This window comes from Ruminiclostridium josui JCM 17888, assembly GCF_000526495.1.
Classification (GTDB): domain Bacteria; phylum Bacillota; class Clostridia; order Acetivibrionales; family DSM-1351; genus Ruminiclostridium; species Ruminiclostridium josui.
On the sequence record NZ_JAGE01000001.1, the window covers coordinates 3,073,027 to 3,089,891 of the forward strand.

Genomic DNA, 16,865 nt, shown 5'->3' on the forward strand with positions numbered 1-16,865 from the left:
GCAAAATTCTTCCTTGATTGTTTTGTACTAAATTGCTATAATACCTTTATATATGTGGTTTTAATAATATAATACAATAGCAATGATGGAGAAAAGTAAGCAAGAGACGAATACTTCAGAGAGAAGGTATCATCGGCTGAAAGTACCTTTATTATGCGACTTGCCCAAGTTCCCTCCGAAGCTGCAACTTTGAACCGTGATATGCTTTTATATCATTTGTAGAGGTTGCCGGTTAAAAGCCGTTACATTAAAAGAGAGTCCGGGTAAATTTATCCGGAAATCCGGGTGGTACCGCGAAGATATCCTTCGTCCCTTTATTGGGGGCGAAGGTTTTTTATTTTGTGACAGTAAGTAATGAAAGGAGATAATAAGGTGATTGAAAAAATCAGTATTTTAAGAGATACTGCCATAGGCAGAATCAAGGAAGCCACCAGCAGCGCAGAGGTAGAAGAACTCAGAGTAAAGCTGCTGGGTAAAAAAGGTGAATTGACTGAAATGCTAAAGGACCTCAAGAATATGGATATTGAGGAAAGAAAGCAGTTCGGACAGGAAGCTAATGCATTGAAAAACGAATTGACTGAGATAATTGAAGCAAAATTCAAGGAGCTTAGTGCAAATGATGTAAAGAAGTCTTTATCAAGCGGGTCAAACTTTGATATTTCTTTACCTGGTACTAACTTTAAACTTGGTTCTCTGCACCCTGTAACTATTGTACAAAAGGAAATAGAAAGAATATTTACCGGAATGGGCTTCAATATAGTTGATGGTCCTGAGGCAGAAGAAGAATTCTTCAATTTTGAAGCATTAAATATACCAAAACATCATCCTGCTAGAGACATGCAGGACACATACTGGTTGGAAAACGGTTCTTTGCTGAGAACACATACATCTCCATGCCAGGTCAGAGCAATGCAGAAGTACGGAGCACCTCTCAAGGTAATTGCTCCAGGAAGATGTTTTAGAAATGAAAGTACTGATGCTTCTCATGAAAATACATTCTTCCAGTTGGAAGGAATGATGATTGACAAAAACGTTTCAATTGCAAATCTTATTTATGTAATGAAGCTGCTTTTGTCAGAAGTATTCCAGAGAGATGTTAAAATCAGGCTTAGACCAGGGTTCTTCCCGTTCGTTGAACCGGGCTTTGAACTTGACTTAAACTGTATGATTTGTGGCGGAAAAGGTTGTCCTACTTGTAAGCATTCAGGTTGGATAGAATTACTGCCTTGCGGAATGGTTCATCCAAATGTACTCCGCTACGGTGGCATTGACCCTGAAGAATATACAGGTTTTGCATTCGGACTTGGACTTACAAGACTTGCAATGATGAAATATGGAATAAGCGATATCCGTGTTCTTAATTCAGGTGATTTAAGAGCTATGGAGCAATTTTCAGTAAGATAGGAGGGAAAAAGGTTGAAAATATCATTAAACTGGCTTAAAGATTATGTTGATTTGGAAGGCATTGATATAAAGGAATTATGGTATAGGTTTACTATGTCCACAGCTGAAGTAGAAAATGTGGAGTTTGTAGGACAGGACATAAAAAATGTAGTTGTAGCGAAGGTTTTAAGCGTAGTTCCTCATCCTGAGTCCAAAAAGTTGAAAATTACACAAGTAGATTCAGGAGATGGTGTAATTCAGATTGTTTGCGGAGCTCCTAATGTGGCAGAAGGAATATTAGTACCTTTGGTAAAAATTGGTGGTTCTGTAAAGAAAATACCAAAAATTGGAAAGGCAAAACTTGTGGGAGTTGAAAGTTTTGGTATGCTGTGTTCTGCATCAGAGTTGGGAATCAGCGATGATCACAGCGGACTTTTGGTTCTGGAGGGTGATTATGCACCGGGAACTGACATTAAATCAATAATTGACATTGATGATGTAATTATTGAGATAGATAACAAGTCCCTTACTAATAGACCTGACCTGTGGGGACACTATGGAATTGCCCGTGAAATAGCAGCTATTTACGGTAGAGAACTGAAGCCAATGAACCTTGATAATCTGGAAGGATCCAAGGATAAGGCAAAACTAGACATAAGTGTTGAGGATACAGAGAAATGCCTTAGATATTCAGGACTCAAAATTGATGGAGTTAAGAAACTGGAAACTCCTCTGAATATGAAGGTAAGGCTTTTTTACTGCGGAATGAGGTCAATATCTCCCTTGGTTGATTTAACCAATTATCTTATGCTTGAAATGGGACAGCCCATGCATGCATTTGACAGCAGACAGGTTGAAAGCGGAATAGTAGTCCGTTCAACAAAAGAAACTACTTCATTTAAAACACTGGATGGAGTAGAGAGAAAGCTGCCGGAGGATGTACTGCTTATTTGTACAAAGGAACGGCCTGTTGCAATAGCTGGTATAATGGGTGGGGAAAATTCAGAAGTACTTGAAGATACCACTTCAATATTACTGGAATCAGCTACTTTTGAGGGTTCATCCATCAGAAAAAGCTCAACAAAAATAGGACTTCGTACTGAAGCAAGTGCAAGGTACGAAAAAATGCTTGACCCCAATATGACAGTTCAGGCAATTCAAAGGTTTGTAAAACTCCTCCGCGACATGCAGCCTGATATACAGTTTGCTTCAGCCTTAACGGATGTTTATTGTAATAAGCTTGAACCAATTGATATAGAAATAACCAAACCGTATATTGACAAATATATCGGAAACACTCTATCTACCGAAAAAATGGTTGAGATACTCCGGGCTTTGGAATTCAAGGTTGACGTGGACGGAGATACTTTTAGAATAAAAGTTCCTACTTTCAGAGCAACAAAGGATATAACTATAAAGGTAGATATAATAGAAGAAATAACAAGAGTTTTTGGTTATGATAACATTCAGCCTAAAACCCTTGATATTGCTTTAAAACCGCTGCAATATAATGAAGAAAGACTTCTTGACCACAAAGTAAAGGAAATACTTTCAGAAAGGTTTGGTGCTTCTGAGGTCAACAGCTATATATGGTATGACAATATTTTTAATTCAAGAGTAGGTATTGAAACAAATGCACAGGTAAAGGTTCTAAACCCACAGGCACATGATTCTAATACTTTGAGAGATAGCATGGTTCCGGGAATGCTTTCATTTGCTGAAAAAAATGAAAAGACTTATGACGATTTTTCATTGTTTGAAATTGGAAGTGTATTCAGTGCTGCAACTCCAAAGGATAAGTGTGAACAGCACAAGAATATATGTGTTTTGCTAGCCAGCAAGCTTAAAAGTGAAGACGAGCTTTTCTATGAATTGAAAGGAATGCTTTCATTTATTGCTAAAACTTTAAAAAACGTAGATTTAGAGTTTACAGCAAGTACTAGTGAACATAACTGGGTTCATCCTATGAAATCAGTGGATGTAAGCTTTAACGGAAACCTGATGGGATATATTTCGGTAGTTCACCCTATGATAAAGAAAAACATCGGTAAAAAATTAAACATTGCTGTGCTTGAGATAAACAGAGATGTTCTTCAGAGCATCGAGCAAAAACTGGTTAAATACAAGGAACCGTCAAAATATCCGGAAGTTCGTCTTGACTACAGTTTCTTGGTTGACAATAGTGTAACATTTGACAAGCTCATGCAGGACATCAGAGGTTTCAAATCAAAGATACTAAACGGTTTTGAGTTTGTTACTATATACAACGGAAAAGGTTTGCCGGAAGGAAAGAAAAGTATGACCTTCAGGTTTGTAATCGGTTCAGCGGAAAAAACTCTTTCCAGCGATGAAATAAATGAGTTTGCAAAGAGTCTGCTGGATTATATGGCTGGAGTTGGTTATACACTCAGATAAGAATTCAGTAATTATGGATATCAGTTACTAAAAATTAAAGCACATTAGCAAAATACCTTATTTATATTGGTTTTCAGCTAATGTGCTTGTTTTTATTTATACATTTTATTGTTGATTTTTCAATTGATTTTCATAGGCTTCAATCATTCTCTTAACCATTTGTCCACCGATAGGGCCACCTTCAGAGCCGTTCTGTCTTGCTGTTAAATCGCCCTTATAGTGGTCGTTGTTCTCTTTGGTAAACTGTGTTCTGCCTATTTCAGCAGCACATTCCATCTTAAACCTGGTAAGAGCTTCCCTGCTGCCTTCCACAAGTGGTGTTTTAGGTCTCGACATAATAATTCTCCTTTTTTATATTATTAACGGAAATATTCCGTTTAAATGTATTTTTATCAACAACGCAGATTTTTTTACATGCAAATATTACTAGATTTGCTTCAAAAAATATTTCATTTTATTATAAAAAAAGGAAATAAAACTTTTATTTGCTAGTCCCAAATGTTATACTAGTAAAGATAAAATTCTTTAGCATAAAAGAGCAATTTAGGAGGATACTTATGGAAAGAGTAACATTTGACAGCTCCAAAGCTTCCAGCTTTGTAAGCGATTACGAGATTAACTATTTCGAAGGCTACGTAGAACAGGCACATAAAATGCTTCACGAAAAAAACGGCCCAGGAAATGATTTTCTGGGTTGGGTTGATTTGCCATTAAATTACGATAAAGATGAATTTGCACGTATAAAAAAGTCAGCTGAAAAGATAAAATCCGATTCTGATGTGCTGATAGTTATCGGAATTGGTGGTTCATACCTTGGGGCAAGAGCAGCAATAGAAATTCTTTCACATTCTTTTTACAATATGCTGCCAAAAGATAAAAGAAAAACTCCTGAAATATACTTTGTAGGAAACAATATCAGTTCAACTTACCTTTCTGACCTATTGGAATTAATAGAAGGAAAGGAAGTATCGGTAAATGTTATATCAAAATCAGGTACAACAACTGAACCTGCAGTTGCTTTCAGAATATTCAAGGAATACATGGAAAACAAGTATGGCAAGCAGGAAGCACAGAAAAGAATATATGCTACTACAGACAAGGCAAGGGGAGCTTTAAAGAAACTTGCTGATGAAGAAGGCTACGAGACATTTGTAATACCTGATGATGTAGGCGGCAGATTTTCAGTTCTGACAGCTGTTGGACTTCTGCCAATTGCTGTATGCGGTGCAGACATTGACATGATTATGAAGGGAGCTCTTGACGCATACAACCAGTACAAGGACTTTGATTTTAAAAACAATGATTGTTACAGATATGCAGCTGCAAGAAACGTACTTTATAACAAGAATAAAACTATTGAAATTATGGTTAACTATGAGCCATCACTTCATTTCTTTACAGAATGGTGGAAGCAGCTTTACGGAGAAAGTGAAGGAAAGGATCAGAAGGGCATTTTCCCTGCAGGAGTTGATTTCACAACAGACCTCCATTCAATGGGACAATATGTACAGGATGGTTTGAGGAACCTTTTTGAGACTGTTATAAATGTTGGTAAGGCTAAGAAAAGCATAACAATAAAGGAAGATAAGGACAATATTGATGGTCTTAACTTCCTTGCAGGAAAAGAAATGGCTTTTGTTAACAATAAAGCTTTTGAAGGAACACTCCTTGCACATACAGATGGCGGAGTTCCTAATCTTATTATTAATGTTCCTGAACTTAATGAATATTACTTCGGAAACCTTGTATACTTCTTTGAAAAGGCTTGTGGAATAAGCGGGTATCTTCTTGCTGTAAATCCGTTTAACCAGCCAGGTGTTGAGGCATACAAGAAAAATATGTTTGCTCTCCTTGGTAAGCCTGGATATGAGGAGCAAAAGAAAGAACTGGAAGCAAGACTTGGTAAGTAAATTATATAAATTTTAACTCTAAATCAAAGGGTTGTTGCAAAAGTAGTTTTAGCCTGTACTGGTAGTATAAATTACATCAATGAAAGATTGAAAATAATCATTGATATGATTTGATACTAGAGTGCCTGGGTTGAAACAGGGGGATTTTTCCTTTTGCAGCAGCCTTTTTTGTTAAGTATCTAAAGTATATTCACATTGTTTAAAGCTAAGTATATAATTTAAGCAATAATAGGACATTAAGGAGATTACAATGGATAAATCAATAAAGCTAAAAATATCGGAAAACAAAAAAGTAAAAGGTGCAATATCTGATTTTACAATATCGTACTCCTCCAAAAAAACGGACAACAAAAGTGTCAGTAATAAAATAATATCAGCACTTAAAGGCAATGAAAATATAATTGTTGAAATAGACAGTTCACTGATGACTTTGGATGAGGATAAAAAGATTTACTTACTTGGACGTCTGACAGCTGCTTTAGAGAATCTGAATATGAACTATATAGTAAACAAGGTTCATTACGACAAAAAACGTTCATTCTTATCTGTTCCCATTGAGAGTAAAAAAGTTGAGGGCTTGAAAATCTATATTTTAGCTGACGAAAACATTTGGAGAAATGAACAATTCACAGAAATGATTCCTGAGTATGGAGTAAGGTACTATATTTCAAGGGGATTTAGTGATTTAGAAACCTTTTCTAAAGAAGATGAAGAAGAACGTAGTAACAAGTGCAGTATGGTTATTTTTGATCATATAATGCTCGGAAGTATGGGAATAAATACTTCAAAAAGTTTTGAAGAATTAAAAAGTATGTTGGATGAAAACATACTGTAACAAGCTCCTTACCGTTTCACATTGACTGTGTATAAAAAAACTGCTATTGTTAATTTATATATATTTGGCTATACGTAATAATATTTGGAGGTTTACCATGAATTATGAAGCTGCATTGGAATATTTACATGGTACCCTAAAGTTTGGCAGTATATTCGGACTTGACAGAATTACCAAACTTTTGGATTTAATGGGTAATCCCCATAAAAAGCTAAAGTTCATCCATGTTGCTGGAACAAATGGCAAGGGTTCTACTACAGCATTTATCAGCAACATTTTAATTGAGGCTGGATACAGGACAGGCATGTTTACATCTCCGTATATTCAAAGATTTACAGAAAGAATTAAAGTTGACAATACTGAGATATCAAATAATGAACTGGCTGAGCTGGTTTTAAAAATAAAGGGAAAAGTTGAAGAAATGGTAAGCAGTGGATTTGAACATCCCACAGAATTTGAAATTATAACGGCTGCTGCTATGGAGTATTTTTACATAAAAAAATGTGAATTTGTTGTATTGGAAGTAGGCCTTGGAGGTATTGTAGATTCTACTAATGTAATAGATTTGCCGGAAGTATCGGTTATTACTACAATAAGTATGGATCATACAGATAGATTAGGAGATACTCTTGGGGAGATTGCGTTCCATAAAGCAGGTATAATAAAGCAAAATGGGTTGGTGGTGCTTTATCCTCAGGAGAAAGAAGCCGAAGAAGTAATAAACAAAGTTGCTAAAGATAAAAACGCAAAAGTACATTATGTAGATTTTTCAACTATATCCGAAAAATCTTTTGGTTTAGAAGGACAGATATTTGATTATAAAGACTATGAAAACATAAAAATCGGTTTATTGGGTGATCACCAAATCAGAAATGCTGTTGTTGCAATTGATACTTGTGAACTTTTACGTAATAAAGGATTTGCTATTACACATAGGAATATATTGGATGGTTTGAGAAAAACTGTTTGGCCCGGCAGGTTGGAAATAATCTGCAAAAACCCTTTAATTATGATAGATGGTGCACATAACCTTGAGGGTGGTCAGGCTCTGAATTCCGCAATTGATAAGTATTTTACTCAAAAGAAAAAGATCTTTATTGTAGGATTTTTACGTGATAAGGATTTTAAAGGAATAATGGATATGTTGAGCAGTAAAGCAGATACTATTATTACCGTTACTCCCAATAATGAGAGAGCCATACCATCCGCTGAACTGGCTCAAATTTTAAAGATGTACTCTGAGAATGTAATAGATGGAATGAGCATTGAAAATGGGTTACAGATTGCAGTTGGTATTGCGGATAAAGAAAGTGTCATTTGTGCTTTTGGTTCACTTTATATGATTGGAGAAATAAGAGGACATTATAAATAAAAAAATTAAAATACTTTGAAGGGAGCTTTTGTTATGGATTTGAAACAGGAAATCAGAAGTTATACTCCTATTGACATAGAAAAACTATCCCAGGAAAAGAACGTGTCCGAAAAGGTAATAGACTCTGTAAAAGTGTATAATAAAGCTATAGAAAATCTGCGTACAGGCAGTGAAGATATAGCTATGATTGAACTGAAGAAGGTCATTTCAGTTAATCCTGATTTTTATGATGCGGTTAATTTACTGGGCCTATGTTATGCGTATACAAATCAGATAGATAAGGCACAAGAACTTTTTGGCAGAGTCGCAGATGCTGAAGGCAATTCAGTTAAAGCAGCAGAATATTTAAGTTATATAGGCAGAGGGAGTACTTCTGGAAAGAGCAGCGGCAATACTAAAACAGTAAAAGCTGAAGTAAATCCACAAAAGCCTAATCCCAAAAACAGAATTTCAAAACCAAAGAAGCCTTCTAACGAAGAAGTACAAGCAGAATATGTACTAATCAAAGGTATAGGTTCATATTTAGCGAAACCTTCTGTTGCCGTAACCATAAACATTTTAAGTGTTTTATGCCTTATAGCTGCAATAGCTTTTTTTGCAGTGAATTATAAAAATACTCGTAGCGATGAAAGAGGACCGGATACAACTGTAAATACTGAGTTAAATGAGAAATACGACAAGGTAGTAGCTCAAAATGAAAAACTCAAGAAAGATTTGGATGCAGCTAATTTGAAATTAAAGCAAATACAGCTGTCTTCACAGTTATCTCAGGTATCGGGATTATATGGACAATACAAATATATTGAAGCTGCAGACAAGCTTTTAGCTATACCGGCAAAGGAGTTATCTGCAGATAATAAAAAGAAATATGATTCTATCAAAGATAATGTAATGAAAAATGCAGCAAACCAATTAACTACAGAGGGAGTAAGTCTCTTTAATAAGAAGAAGTACAAAGAGGCAATTCAAAAGCTTGAAAAGGTGTTTACCTACGGAGAAAAATGGTCTTTTGGAGACAAAGCTCTTTACGTACTAGGTAAAAGTTATGTGGCAAACAATGAGCCTCAAAAGGGAGCAGAAGCATATAAAAAACTAATTAGTGAATATCCCAATTCATCTTATATAAAATATGCTAGAAGCAGACTGGAGTCATTACAATAACATGTACGTGTTTATAAGGCACTTTACACCACGTGTAAAAGTGCTTTTTTACAGCTGTAATTTGTACATGTAGTGATGGTATGTACAATATACTATTTAACTTCCTGTCATAATATATATACTTTAGATAGTTTTTTATTGAGGGATATGTATATATGAATAAAAGAAGCCGAATAGTAAATCTTGTACTTAGCGGAGGCGGAATAAAAGGTATCGCATTTGTTGGAGCATATGAGGAAATTGAAAAAAAATATAAAAGAATAGGCAATATTGCAGGTGTTTCAGCAGGTGCACTGGTGGGAGCACTTATCGGAGCGGGATATACGTCAAGGGAATTAGGCAAGATTATGAAGGAGTTTGATTTTAGTTCATTAACATATGGCAGAGAGATAACAATGGATATTTCTATTGCTAATAGTATGAGAAGTATAGAGCAGGAAAAAAAAGTTCTTAATGAAAGTGATATGGATACTTTGCTCCACCGCCAGGATTACACAGAATTAAATCTTGTTAGAAGGTCCAAGGAAGACTTTGTGGGTTCCAGAGGAAACCTTCTTGTAAATCTAATTGCATTCAGTAAAAAGAATGCATTTTTGAATGGTGAACTAATGGAAAGCTGGGTTGCTCAGCTCCTTGCCAACAAAGGAATACGCACCTTCAGTGATTTCAGGGGAGGAATAGCAGATAAGGTTAATCCCAGAGGATACAAAGTACGAATGACTGCGGTTGATGCCAATACAGGTAAAGTTATTGTTCTTCCAGATGATATGGCACTATATAATGTTGACCCTGATAAACTGGAGGTTGCAAAGGCGGTAAGGATGAGTACATGCATACCTTTTGTTTTCGACCCGGTTACAATTGATTATAAAGATGCGGAAAACAAGCCTAAAACTCATTACATAATAGATGGGGGTGTTCTTGATAATTTTCCGGTTTGGCTCATTGAAAGCACAGATAACAATGTAATTATAGGACTTAAACTGGAAGGCAAGGAACCAAAAGGCCTGAGTTCGGCAGAACATATATTAAAAAAATTACTACATTCTTCCCATGACACAGGAGTTCCCAAAAACTCCTACAACATAGATAATATTGCTCATATAAATACCGGAGAAATCTCTTTTTTGGATTTTGATATATCTGCCGAAGAATCTCTTTACCTCTATAATCAAGGTAAATTGGCTGTTCAGAAGCTTTTTATCAGTATGCAGAAAAAAAACAGAGGATGGAGAATTTAAGGTAAAATGTTCTAATTGTTATATTAATGTTAACAGCTTCGTTGCTTTTTTTCGATTTTTATTATATTATTAAGTTTAATGAGAATAAGAAAACTAAAGCACTAAAGAATAAAGAATATATCTCATAAATAACATATGGTTGGGTATTTGGCAGGAGGTAAAAATGTTATATCGAAGCACAAGAGGAAGTTGCAGAAGTGTGAGTGCAGCTGAAGCTATAAAAAGAGGTATTGCTGCAGACGGAGGTCTGTTTGTACCTGAAAAAACAGTTCAGTTTAGTCTTGAGCAAATAGCTCTCATGAGTGAAATGAGTTATCAGGAAAGAGCGATTAAAATACTGGAAGGTTATTTGGACGATTATACTCCCGAGGAACTTTCAGAGTGTGTAAACAAGGCTTATACTGCAGAGAAATTTGAAAGTAATGATATTGCTCCTTTGCATAAGCTATATGATTCTGTAAATATACTGGAACTGTGGCATGGGCCTACAAGTGCATTCAAAGATATGGCTCTGCAAATACTTCCACATTTTCTTGTTAAAGCACTTAAGAAGACAGGGGAAAAAGAAGAGATAGTAATTTTGGTAGCAACCTCAGGAGATACAGGAAAAGCTGCTCTTGAAGGATTTAAGAATGTAGATGGGACAAAAATTATAGTATTTTTCCCAAGCGAAGGCGTCAGCCAGGTACAGAAAATGCAAATGGTTACCCAGGAGGGCAGCAATGTACACGCTATAGCCGTAAATGGCAATTTTGATGACGCTCAGAATGGTGTTAAAAGAATATTTGGAGATGAGGATGTATCTGTATTAATGGAAGAACACGGATACAAGTTTTCATCAGCAAACTCAATAAACTGGGGCAGATTGGTACCACAAATAGTTTACTATTTTTCAGCATATGCTGATATGATAAAGAATGGTGAAATTAAAGCTGGGGAAAAAATTAATTTTGTCGTTCCTACAGGTAATTTTGGTAATATTCTGGCCGCATATTATGCTATGCAGATGGGCTTGCCTATTAACAAGCTTATTTGTGCTTCAAATGACAACAATGTACTGACAGACTTTATTAATACAGGGGAATATAATAAAAACAGAGAATTCAAAAAGACTTTGTCTCCATCAATGGACATTCTCATTTCAAGTAACTTAGAACGTCTTTTGTATCTTATAACTGACGATAATGCCGGAAAGGTTTGCGAGTGGATGAACAAGCTTAAGAATGAAGGTTCATATACTGTAGACCAAGATACCAAAAAGAAAATCCAGAATATATTCTGGGCAGGTTACTCAAATGATAGTGATACATTAAAAACAATTGAAAGTGTTTATCAGGAGACAGGGTATGTAGTTGACACCCATACTGCGGTTGCAGTGGATGTATACGACAAATACGTTATCTCTACAAGCGATGTTTCAAAAGCCGTTATTGTTTCTACAGCAAGTCCATTTAAGTTTAACGAGAGTGTTGTGAAGGCAATTGCGGGAGAAGAGGCGGTTAAAGGAAAGACTGAATTTGAGCTGCTTTCTGTATTGTCTGAAATGGCTGGTCTTAAAATTCCTAATCCATTAAGGGAATTGGATAAAAAGCCTGTTCTTCACAAGGGCTTCTGTGAACCGGTAAACATGATTGATATGGTTAAGGATGCGTTAAATATCCAAGAAAATATCAAAACAGCAAAATAAATGTTTAATAAAAAAAGGCACTAATCTTGTATGATTAGTGCTTTTTTAGTTGCATTAAAATAAAAAATATGCTAACATTACACCAAGGAAACACAATTGTACGTATCACGCGGACAGGAGAAAATATGAAACAAGAATCTACATTTTTTTTAGTTGATTCATTTATTTTGCCTGACATATTTTCAAAAGTTATAGAAGTTAAAAAGATTCTAAGTCTAGGTAAAATAAAAACTGTTAATGATGCAGTTAAAGAAGTAGGAATTAGCAGAAGTGCTTACTACAAATACAAAGATTATGTTTTCCCTTTTAATGAGACATCAAGGGGTAAGGTCATAACGTTATTTTTCGTTGTAGAAGACTTTGCGGGAATTCTTTCAAGTATTATAAACAAAATTGCTTCGGCCAGTGCAAATATACTGACAATAAACCAGAACATACCTATCAATGGATTGGCGGATGTGACAATTTCTATTGAAACTATGAATATGAAAATAGATATTCAAAATCTTTTAACAGAGATTAACAAGGTTGAAGGTGTCAGAAAAAGTGAAATATTAGCAAGGTAATGTAACAAAATGTATTTATTGCAGGAGGGTTTTTATGGTTAATGTTGCTATTCTAGGATACGGAGTTGTTGGCTCCGGTGTTGCAGAGGTTATTAAGAAAAATAGTGAAAGCATAAGACAGCGTGCAGGCACAGATATAAAAGTAAAATGGATATTAGATATAAGAGATTTTCCTGACAGTCCTGATAAGGATGTTCTTACAAAAAATGCGGATGATGTATTTAATGATAGTGAAGTTAGTATTGTAGTAGAAACAATAGGTGGAGCAAAGATTGCTCATGAATTTACAAAAAGAGCTCTTATGGCAGGTAAAAGTGTTGTAACTTCCAATAAGGAGCTTGTTGCAACCCATGGACCTGAGTTGCTGCAATTGGCAAAAGAGAAAGGTGTTAGCTACCTGTTTGAAGCAAGTGTTGGTGGCGGTATTCCTATTATTCGTCCTTTGAACCAATGTTTGGCAGCAAATGAGATAAATGGTATAACAGGTATACTAAACGGTACTACAAACTATATACTGACCCAAATGAAAAAAGAAGGCAAAAGCTTTGAAACTGCACTAAAGGAAGCACAGCAAAATGGTTATGCAGAGCAGAATCCTACAGCTGATGTTGAAGGTCACGATACCTGCAGAAAAATTGCCATTTTATCTTCCATTGCATATAATGAATTTGTTGATTCTGAAAATATATATTCAGAAGGTATAACAAAGATAACTGTTGATGACATGAAATATGCCGAGGCCATAGGCGGTGTTATTAAATTAATTGCAGTTAGCAAAAAGATAAACGATAAGATATTTGCACGGGTATCACCTGCCATAGTAACTAGCGAACATCCTCTTGCAAATGTTGAAGATGTTTTTAATGCCATTGTTGTTAATGGTGATGCGGTAGGAGATGCAATGTTCTATGGAAGAGGGGCTGGAAAATTGCCTACTGCAAGTGCTGTTGTAGCCGATGTAATTGATATAGCAAAACATCCGGATTCCGTAACTACAGGGGTATGGGTGAGGACTGAGGAAAACAATGTACTTCCAGTGGAAGAAAGTTCTACGAGATTTTTGGTAAGGGTAACTGCTAAGAATATAGCAGATACTAAGAAGAACGTTCTATCAATATTCGGAGAAACTGAATTTGTAGAATTACATTCTAAATCAAAGGATAATGAGTTTGCATTTATAAGCGGCGAAACAACAGAAAGAGATTTCAACGCAAAGCTTGACAAGCTTGAATCCATACCGGACATTACAGTATTAAACAGAATAAGGATTGAAGGATAAATGAGAATTTCCACAAAAAAATTAGTACTATGTGCATTAATGACATCTATTGTTTTTATTATAACCTTCACTCCGTTTTTACAGATTCCGAGTCCAATGACTCAGGGATACTATAATATAGGAGATGCGGCTATAATGATTGCTGCTATTCTTTTAGGAAGAAGAGTAGGATGTATTGCAGGTGGAGTCGGCTCAGCACTAGCCGATATTGTGGCAGGTTATTATATATATGCTCCGGCAACCTTGATAATCAAAGGTATTGAGGGATATATAATAGGGGTAATCGGCAATAGTAAAAATGGCGTTCCATCCCGCCTGAGACAGGTAGTCGCTGTTGCAGCTGGTGGACTGGAAATGGTTCTGGGGTATTTTGTTTATCAAGCCACAGTTATGAAAGCCATTAACCGTGACCTTGGTATGGCAAGTATTATTGCAGACCTTCCCGGAAATTTGATTCAGGGAGCTCTTAGTGCAGTTCTTGCATTGATTTTTCTTGCTGTACTATATAGGACAAAAGCAGTTAAAAATTTATTACGTTGAATAGGTTGATTTAATTTATATCTTCAGTAACTTGTACTTAGGAGTATAAATTGTATCAATGGAAGCTTTATAGCAATCATTGATACAATTTATACCATTGAAGCAGTCCTAATGCAGTTTTTTAATTTTTCAATACGTCAGCATCAATTTCGTATAGGTCATTTGTAACTAGTCTGACTGCATAATCTGTGTTTTTCGCTAAATTAGTTTTAGGAATACTGATTATCTGTACTCCTTTTCTACAAGGAGTACCAGTAACAATAATATTGTTTTCAAACAAATGTACAGAATCAACAGAAAAGTTCCTTATAAAAAATCCAACATCTTTTTTATTTATGGAAGGACTCTTTTCAAAAAAGCCAAGTTCGCCATACAAGTCGTTAAGAACATCAATATCTGAAGGCAATACAAAAATTTCTTTCATATTAAGATATATTTTTCTTGGCAAGTAGCACCATTCAAGGTCGTAATTTTTTTTCCAGTCAGGATGGTATACCGGACTTTTGTATTTCAAGTTATTGTAAAGAAGTTTATGACTTAGAAGCTTAGAGCTGTTAAAGCTGTCTTCTATATCTATATTTGAATAAAGGACATCAGAAGTCTGATAGCTTCCGGTTTGTTGAAAATAGATTTCCTGAGAGGAATCTGAAATATAGTGTGTCAATTCCTGACGCAACTGGATATTTTGCTTGGTTAAGTCTTGGTTATTTTTTGAATATGTTAACACAGTATCATCATCAATCCCATAATCTTCTATTATATTTCCATTATTACTTAAAACTACATTTTGATAATCCAGTTCATATCCCGCCGGAGTGCAAAGCTGAACTATTATATTGTTATAATTTTCATAATTACTTATATCCTCTTTTTTTATGGCAACTATCTGGACGCCCTTTTTTAAAGGTTTTCCTAAAAAGACAATCCGATTATCCTGCTTAACTGCATTTTCTAAATCAAAATTGTAAATAAGGAAATTCAAATAGTTTTCGTTACTTATGGATATGTTAGGATGGAATCCCAATTCTCCTTCTATATCTAAAATATCTGTGGCATTTCCTGTATAAGCAAATAAATTATGCCTTGCATAGATTACTTTACGAGGGAGGTACAGCCACCCACGATAATAAGCTTGTTTCCACGAATTCACATATATCGGCCTTAAATACTCATCATCAGAATAAATTGTATTATAAGAAAGTGAATCCCCTGAATTCTGTATGTTTGCAGGTTTGACATCAGCAGCACCAGCCAGATTTTTTGAATCACTTGCTTTTCGGAAATCATCTTCATATAGAATTTTATTAGCTTTGGGAACAATGGAGGATAAAATTTCCTTCAACCGCTTGTTTTCCCTTTGAGAATCGGAAAGGTTCTGTGATTTTATGGGAGTATCATTTATTGAAGTTTTTGGAAATTCCAGCATTGAAACTAAGGCAGCAGATAGTATAATAAATATAAGTGATATAGCCAGTATTAAAAGTTTCTGTTTATTAGTTATCATAATAAGCCGATTCATATGTTCCTCCTTATAAACTTCGGTAAATACCCTTGACACAATATATAGTTATTCATTTATCTGTGATTATAGAATTGGATTAATGAGAATAAGTAGCATTTGTAGAACCTTGACTGATTTATAAAAAGCTGTTATTGTATCTTTATAATAAAATAATTTATGCAGAATATTTTTGCTTTAATAAGTTGAGGAGTTTAACTATGAATTCCAAATTAAGGGATGAACATACAGACAGTTTATTTGATGCAATTTTACTTTTAAAGGATAGAGAAGAATGTTATAATTTTTTTGAAGATCTTTGTACTATTGCAGAGCTTAAGGCTTTGGCACAAAGGCTTCAGGTAGCGAAAATGTTAAGAGAAAAGAGAACCTATACAGAAATTTGTGAGCAAACCGGAGCCAGTACGGCAACAATAAGCAGAGTAAACAGATGTCTTGTTTATGGTGCTGATGGTTATAATACCGTACTTGATAGAATGCAAGAGAAAGATGGGTAAATGAATGTTTAAGAAACTTGTTTTAAGTATAATCATATTATCTGCATTAGCCTCTGAAAATGGGGTTTATAATGCTGCGGATTTATATGATTTATATTTGGTGAATCTTACACATCTTGATATGCTTCAGGAAAGCAGAAGTGCTGTTTCTGTTTTAGAATCGCAAAAAGAGGACTCTTTAATTAGAAAAGGAACACCTCTTTCATTTTTTAAGGCAATTTCCGCAGATGCTATAAATGAGGAAATGCCAAATAACAACAGACATTGGGAAATAGCATTGCTGATGCCTATTTCCATTGCTATCCTATGTCTTTTGGTATTAGTTTATTATAATTCAAATATAAATAATAAAAAATTTTCTTCGAGAAGGCTTTTGATTAGCCAATCTGATTCCTCACCGCCTATTTGCTGATGAATTTAATAATTACCCCACAAATATGGGGTTAATTTTGTGCGGTCA

General features: G+C 35.1%; 15 protein-coding genes and 1 other annotated feature. Of the genes, 13 read left to right on the plus strand and 2 right to left on the minus strand.

Translation table 11 applies throughout. The features are described 5' to 3' along the window. Positions 1–73: 73 nt before the first annotated feature. Positions 74–317: a binding site (T-box leader), on the plus strand. Between the two features lie 55 nt (positions 318–372). Both pheS and pheT read left to right on the plus strand, forming a co-directional pair. After that, positions 373–1,404 carry a phenylalanine--tRNA ligase subunit alpha gene (gene pheS / locus K412_RS0113840; protein ID WP_024833670.1) on the plus strand — a complete coding sequence of 344 codons (1,032 nt, stop codon included), beginning with the start codon at positions 373–375 and terminating at the stop codon, positions 1,402–1,404. A gap of 12 nt (positions 1,405–1,416) precedes the next feature. Continuing rightward, the gene (gene pheT, locus K412_RS0113845; protein ID WP_024833671.1) at positions 1,417–3,798 is read left to right on the plus strand and encodes a phenylalanine--tRNA ligase subunit beta; all 2,382 of its coding nucleotides are present in this window, start codon (positions 1,417–1,419) and stop codon (positions 3,796–3,798) included. Positions 3,799–3,903: 105 nt separating this feature from the next. Here the strand turns inward: pheT and K412_RS0113850 are convergent, their stop codons facing one another. Continuing rightward, entirely contained in the window at positions 3,904–4,134 is a 231-nt protein-coding gene (locus K412_RS0113850; protein WP_024833672.1) for an alpha/beta-type small acid-soluble spore protein, read from the minus strand. A 221-nt stretch (positions 4,135–4,355) separates the two neighbouring features. Between K412_RS0113850 and K412_RS0113855 the strand changes: the two genes are divergently transcribed. The 9 genes from K412_RS0113855 to K412_RS0113895 all read left to right on the plus strand — a co-directional run bounded on the left by K412_RS0113855 (position 4,356) and on the right by K412_RS0113895 (position 14,389). Then, the gene (locus K412_RS0113855; RefSeq protein WP_024833673.1) at positions 4,356–5,708 is read left to right on the plus strand and encodes a glucose-6-phosphate isomerase; all 1,353 of its coding nucleotides are present in this window, start codon (positions 4,356–4,358) and stop codon (positions 5,706–5,708) included. A gap of 250 nt (positions 5,709–5,958) precedes the next feature. Further along, on the plus strand, positions 5,959–6,543 hold the full coding sequence (locus tag K412_RS0113860; protein ID WP_024833674.1) for a hypothetical protein: 585 nt from the start codon (positions 5,959–5,961) through the stop codon (positions 6,541–6,543). Between the two features lie 97 nt (positions 6,544–6,640). Then, a complete protein-coding gene (locus tag K412_RS0113865) occupies positions 6,641–7,915 on the plus strand; it encodes a bifunctional folylpolyglutamate synthase/dihydrofolate synthase (protein WP_024833675.1) in 1,275 nt (424 codons plus the stop codon). A 33-nt stretch (positions 7,916–7,948) separates the two neighbouring features. After that, complete coding sequence (locus K412_RS0113870; protein WP_024833676.1) at positions 7,949–9,076, plus strand: tetratricopeptide repeat protein; 1,128 nt, start codon at positions 7,949–7,951, stop codon at positions 9,074–9,076. A 155-nt stretch (positions 9,077–9,231) separates the two neighbouring features. After that, entirely contained in the window at positions 9,232–10,317 is a 1,086-nt protein-coding gene (locus tag K412_RS0113875; protein WP_024833677.1) for a patatin-like phospholipase family protein, read from the plus strand. A 163-nt stretch (positions 10,318–10,480) separates the two neighbouring features. Then, the gene (gene thrC / locus K412_RS0113880) at positions 10,481–12,004 is read left to right on the plus strand and encodes a threonine synthase (protein ID WP_024833678.1); all 1,524 of its coding nucleotides are present in this window, start codon (positions 10,481–10,483) and stop codon (positions 12,002–12,004) included. A 125-nt stretch (positions 12,005–12,129) separates the two neighbouring features. Beyond that, a complete protein-coding gene (locus K412_RS0113885) occupies positions 12,130–12,570 on the plus strand; it encodes an ACT domain-containing protein (protein WP_024833679.1) in 441 nt (146 codons plus the stop codon). Between the two features lie 34 nt (positions 12,571–12,604). Beyond that, entirely contained in the window at positions 12,605–13,849 is a 1,245-nt protein-coding gene (locus K412_RS0113890) for a homoserine dehydrogenase (protein ID WP_024833680.1), read from the plus strand. Further along, positions 13,850–14,389: an ECF transporter S component gene (locus K412_RS0113895; RefSeq protein ID WP_024833681.1), complete on the plus strand. Its 540-nt coding sequence runs from the start codon at positions 13,850–13,852 to the stop codon at positions 14,387–14,389. A gap of 121 nt (positions 14,390–14,510) precedes the next feature. Here K412_RS0113895 and K412_RS0113900 read toward each other — a convergent pair whose 3' ends face one another. Then, positions 14,511–15,908, minus strand: coding sequence for a hypothetical protein (locus K412_RS0113900; protein WP_024833682.1), 1,398 nt, complete (start codon positions 15,906–15,908; stop codon positions 14,511–14,513). A gap of 200 nt (positions 15,909–16,108) precedes the next feature. On the opposite strand from K412_RS0113900, the gene K412_RS20820 reads away from it, so the two are divergent. Both K412_RS20820 and K412_RS0113910 read left to right on the plus strand, forming a co-directional pair. Beyond that, a complete protein-coding gene (locus K412_RS20820) occupies positions 16,109–16,405 on the plus strand; it encodes a YerC/YecD family TrpR-related protein (RefSeq protein WP_034847567.1) in 297 nt (98 codons plus the stop codon). A gap of 4 nt (positions 16,406–16,409) precedes the next feature. Then, complete coding sequence (locus tag K412_RS0113910; RefSeq protein ID WP_024833683.1) at positions 16,410–16,817, plus strand: hypothetical protein; 408 nt, start codon at positions 16,410–16,412, stop codon at positions 16,815–16,817. Positions 16,818–16,865: the final 48 nt, after the last annotated feature.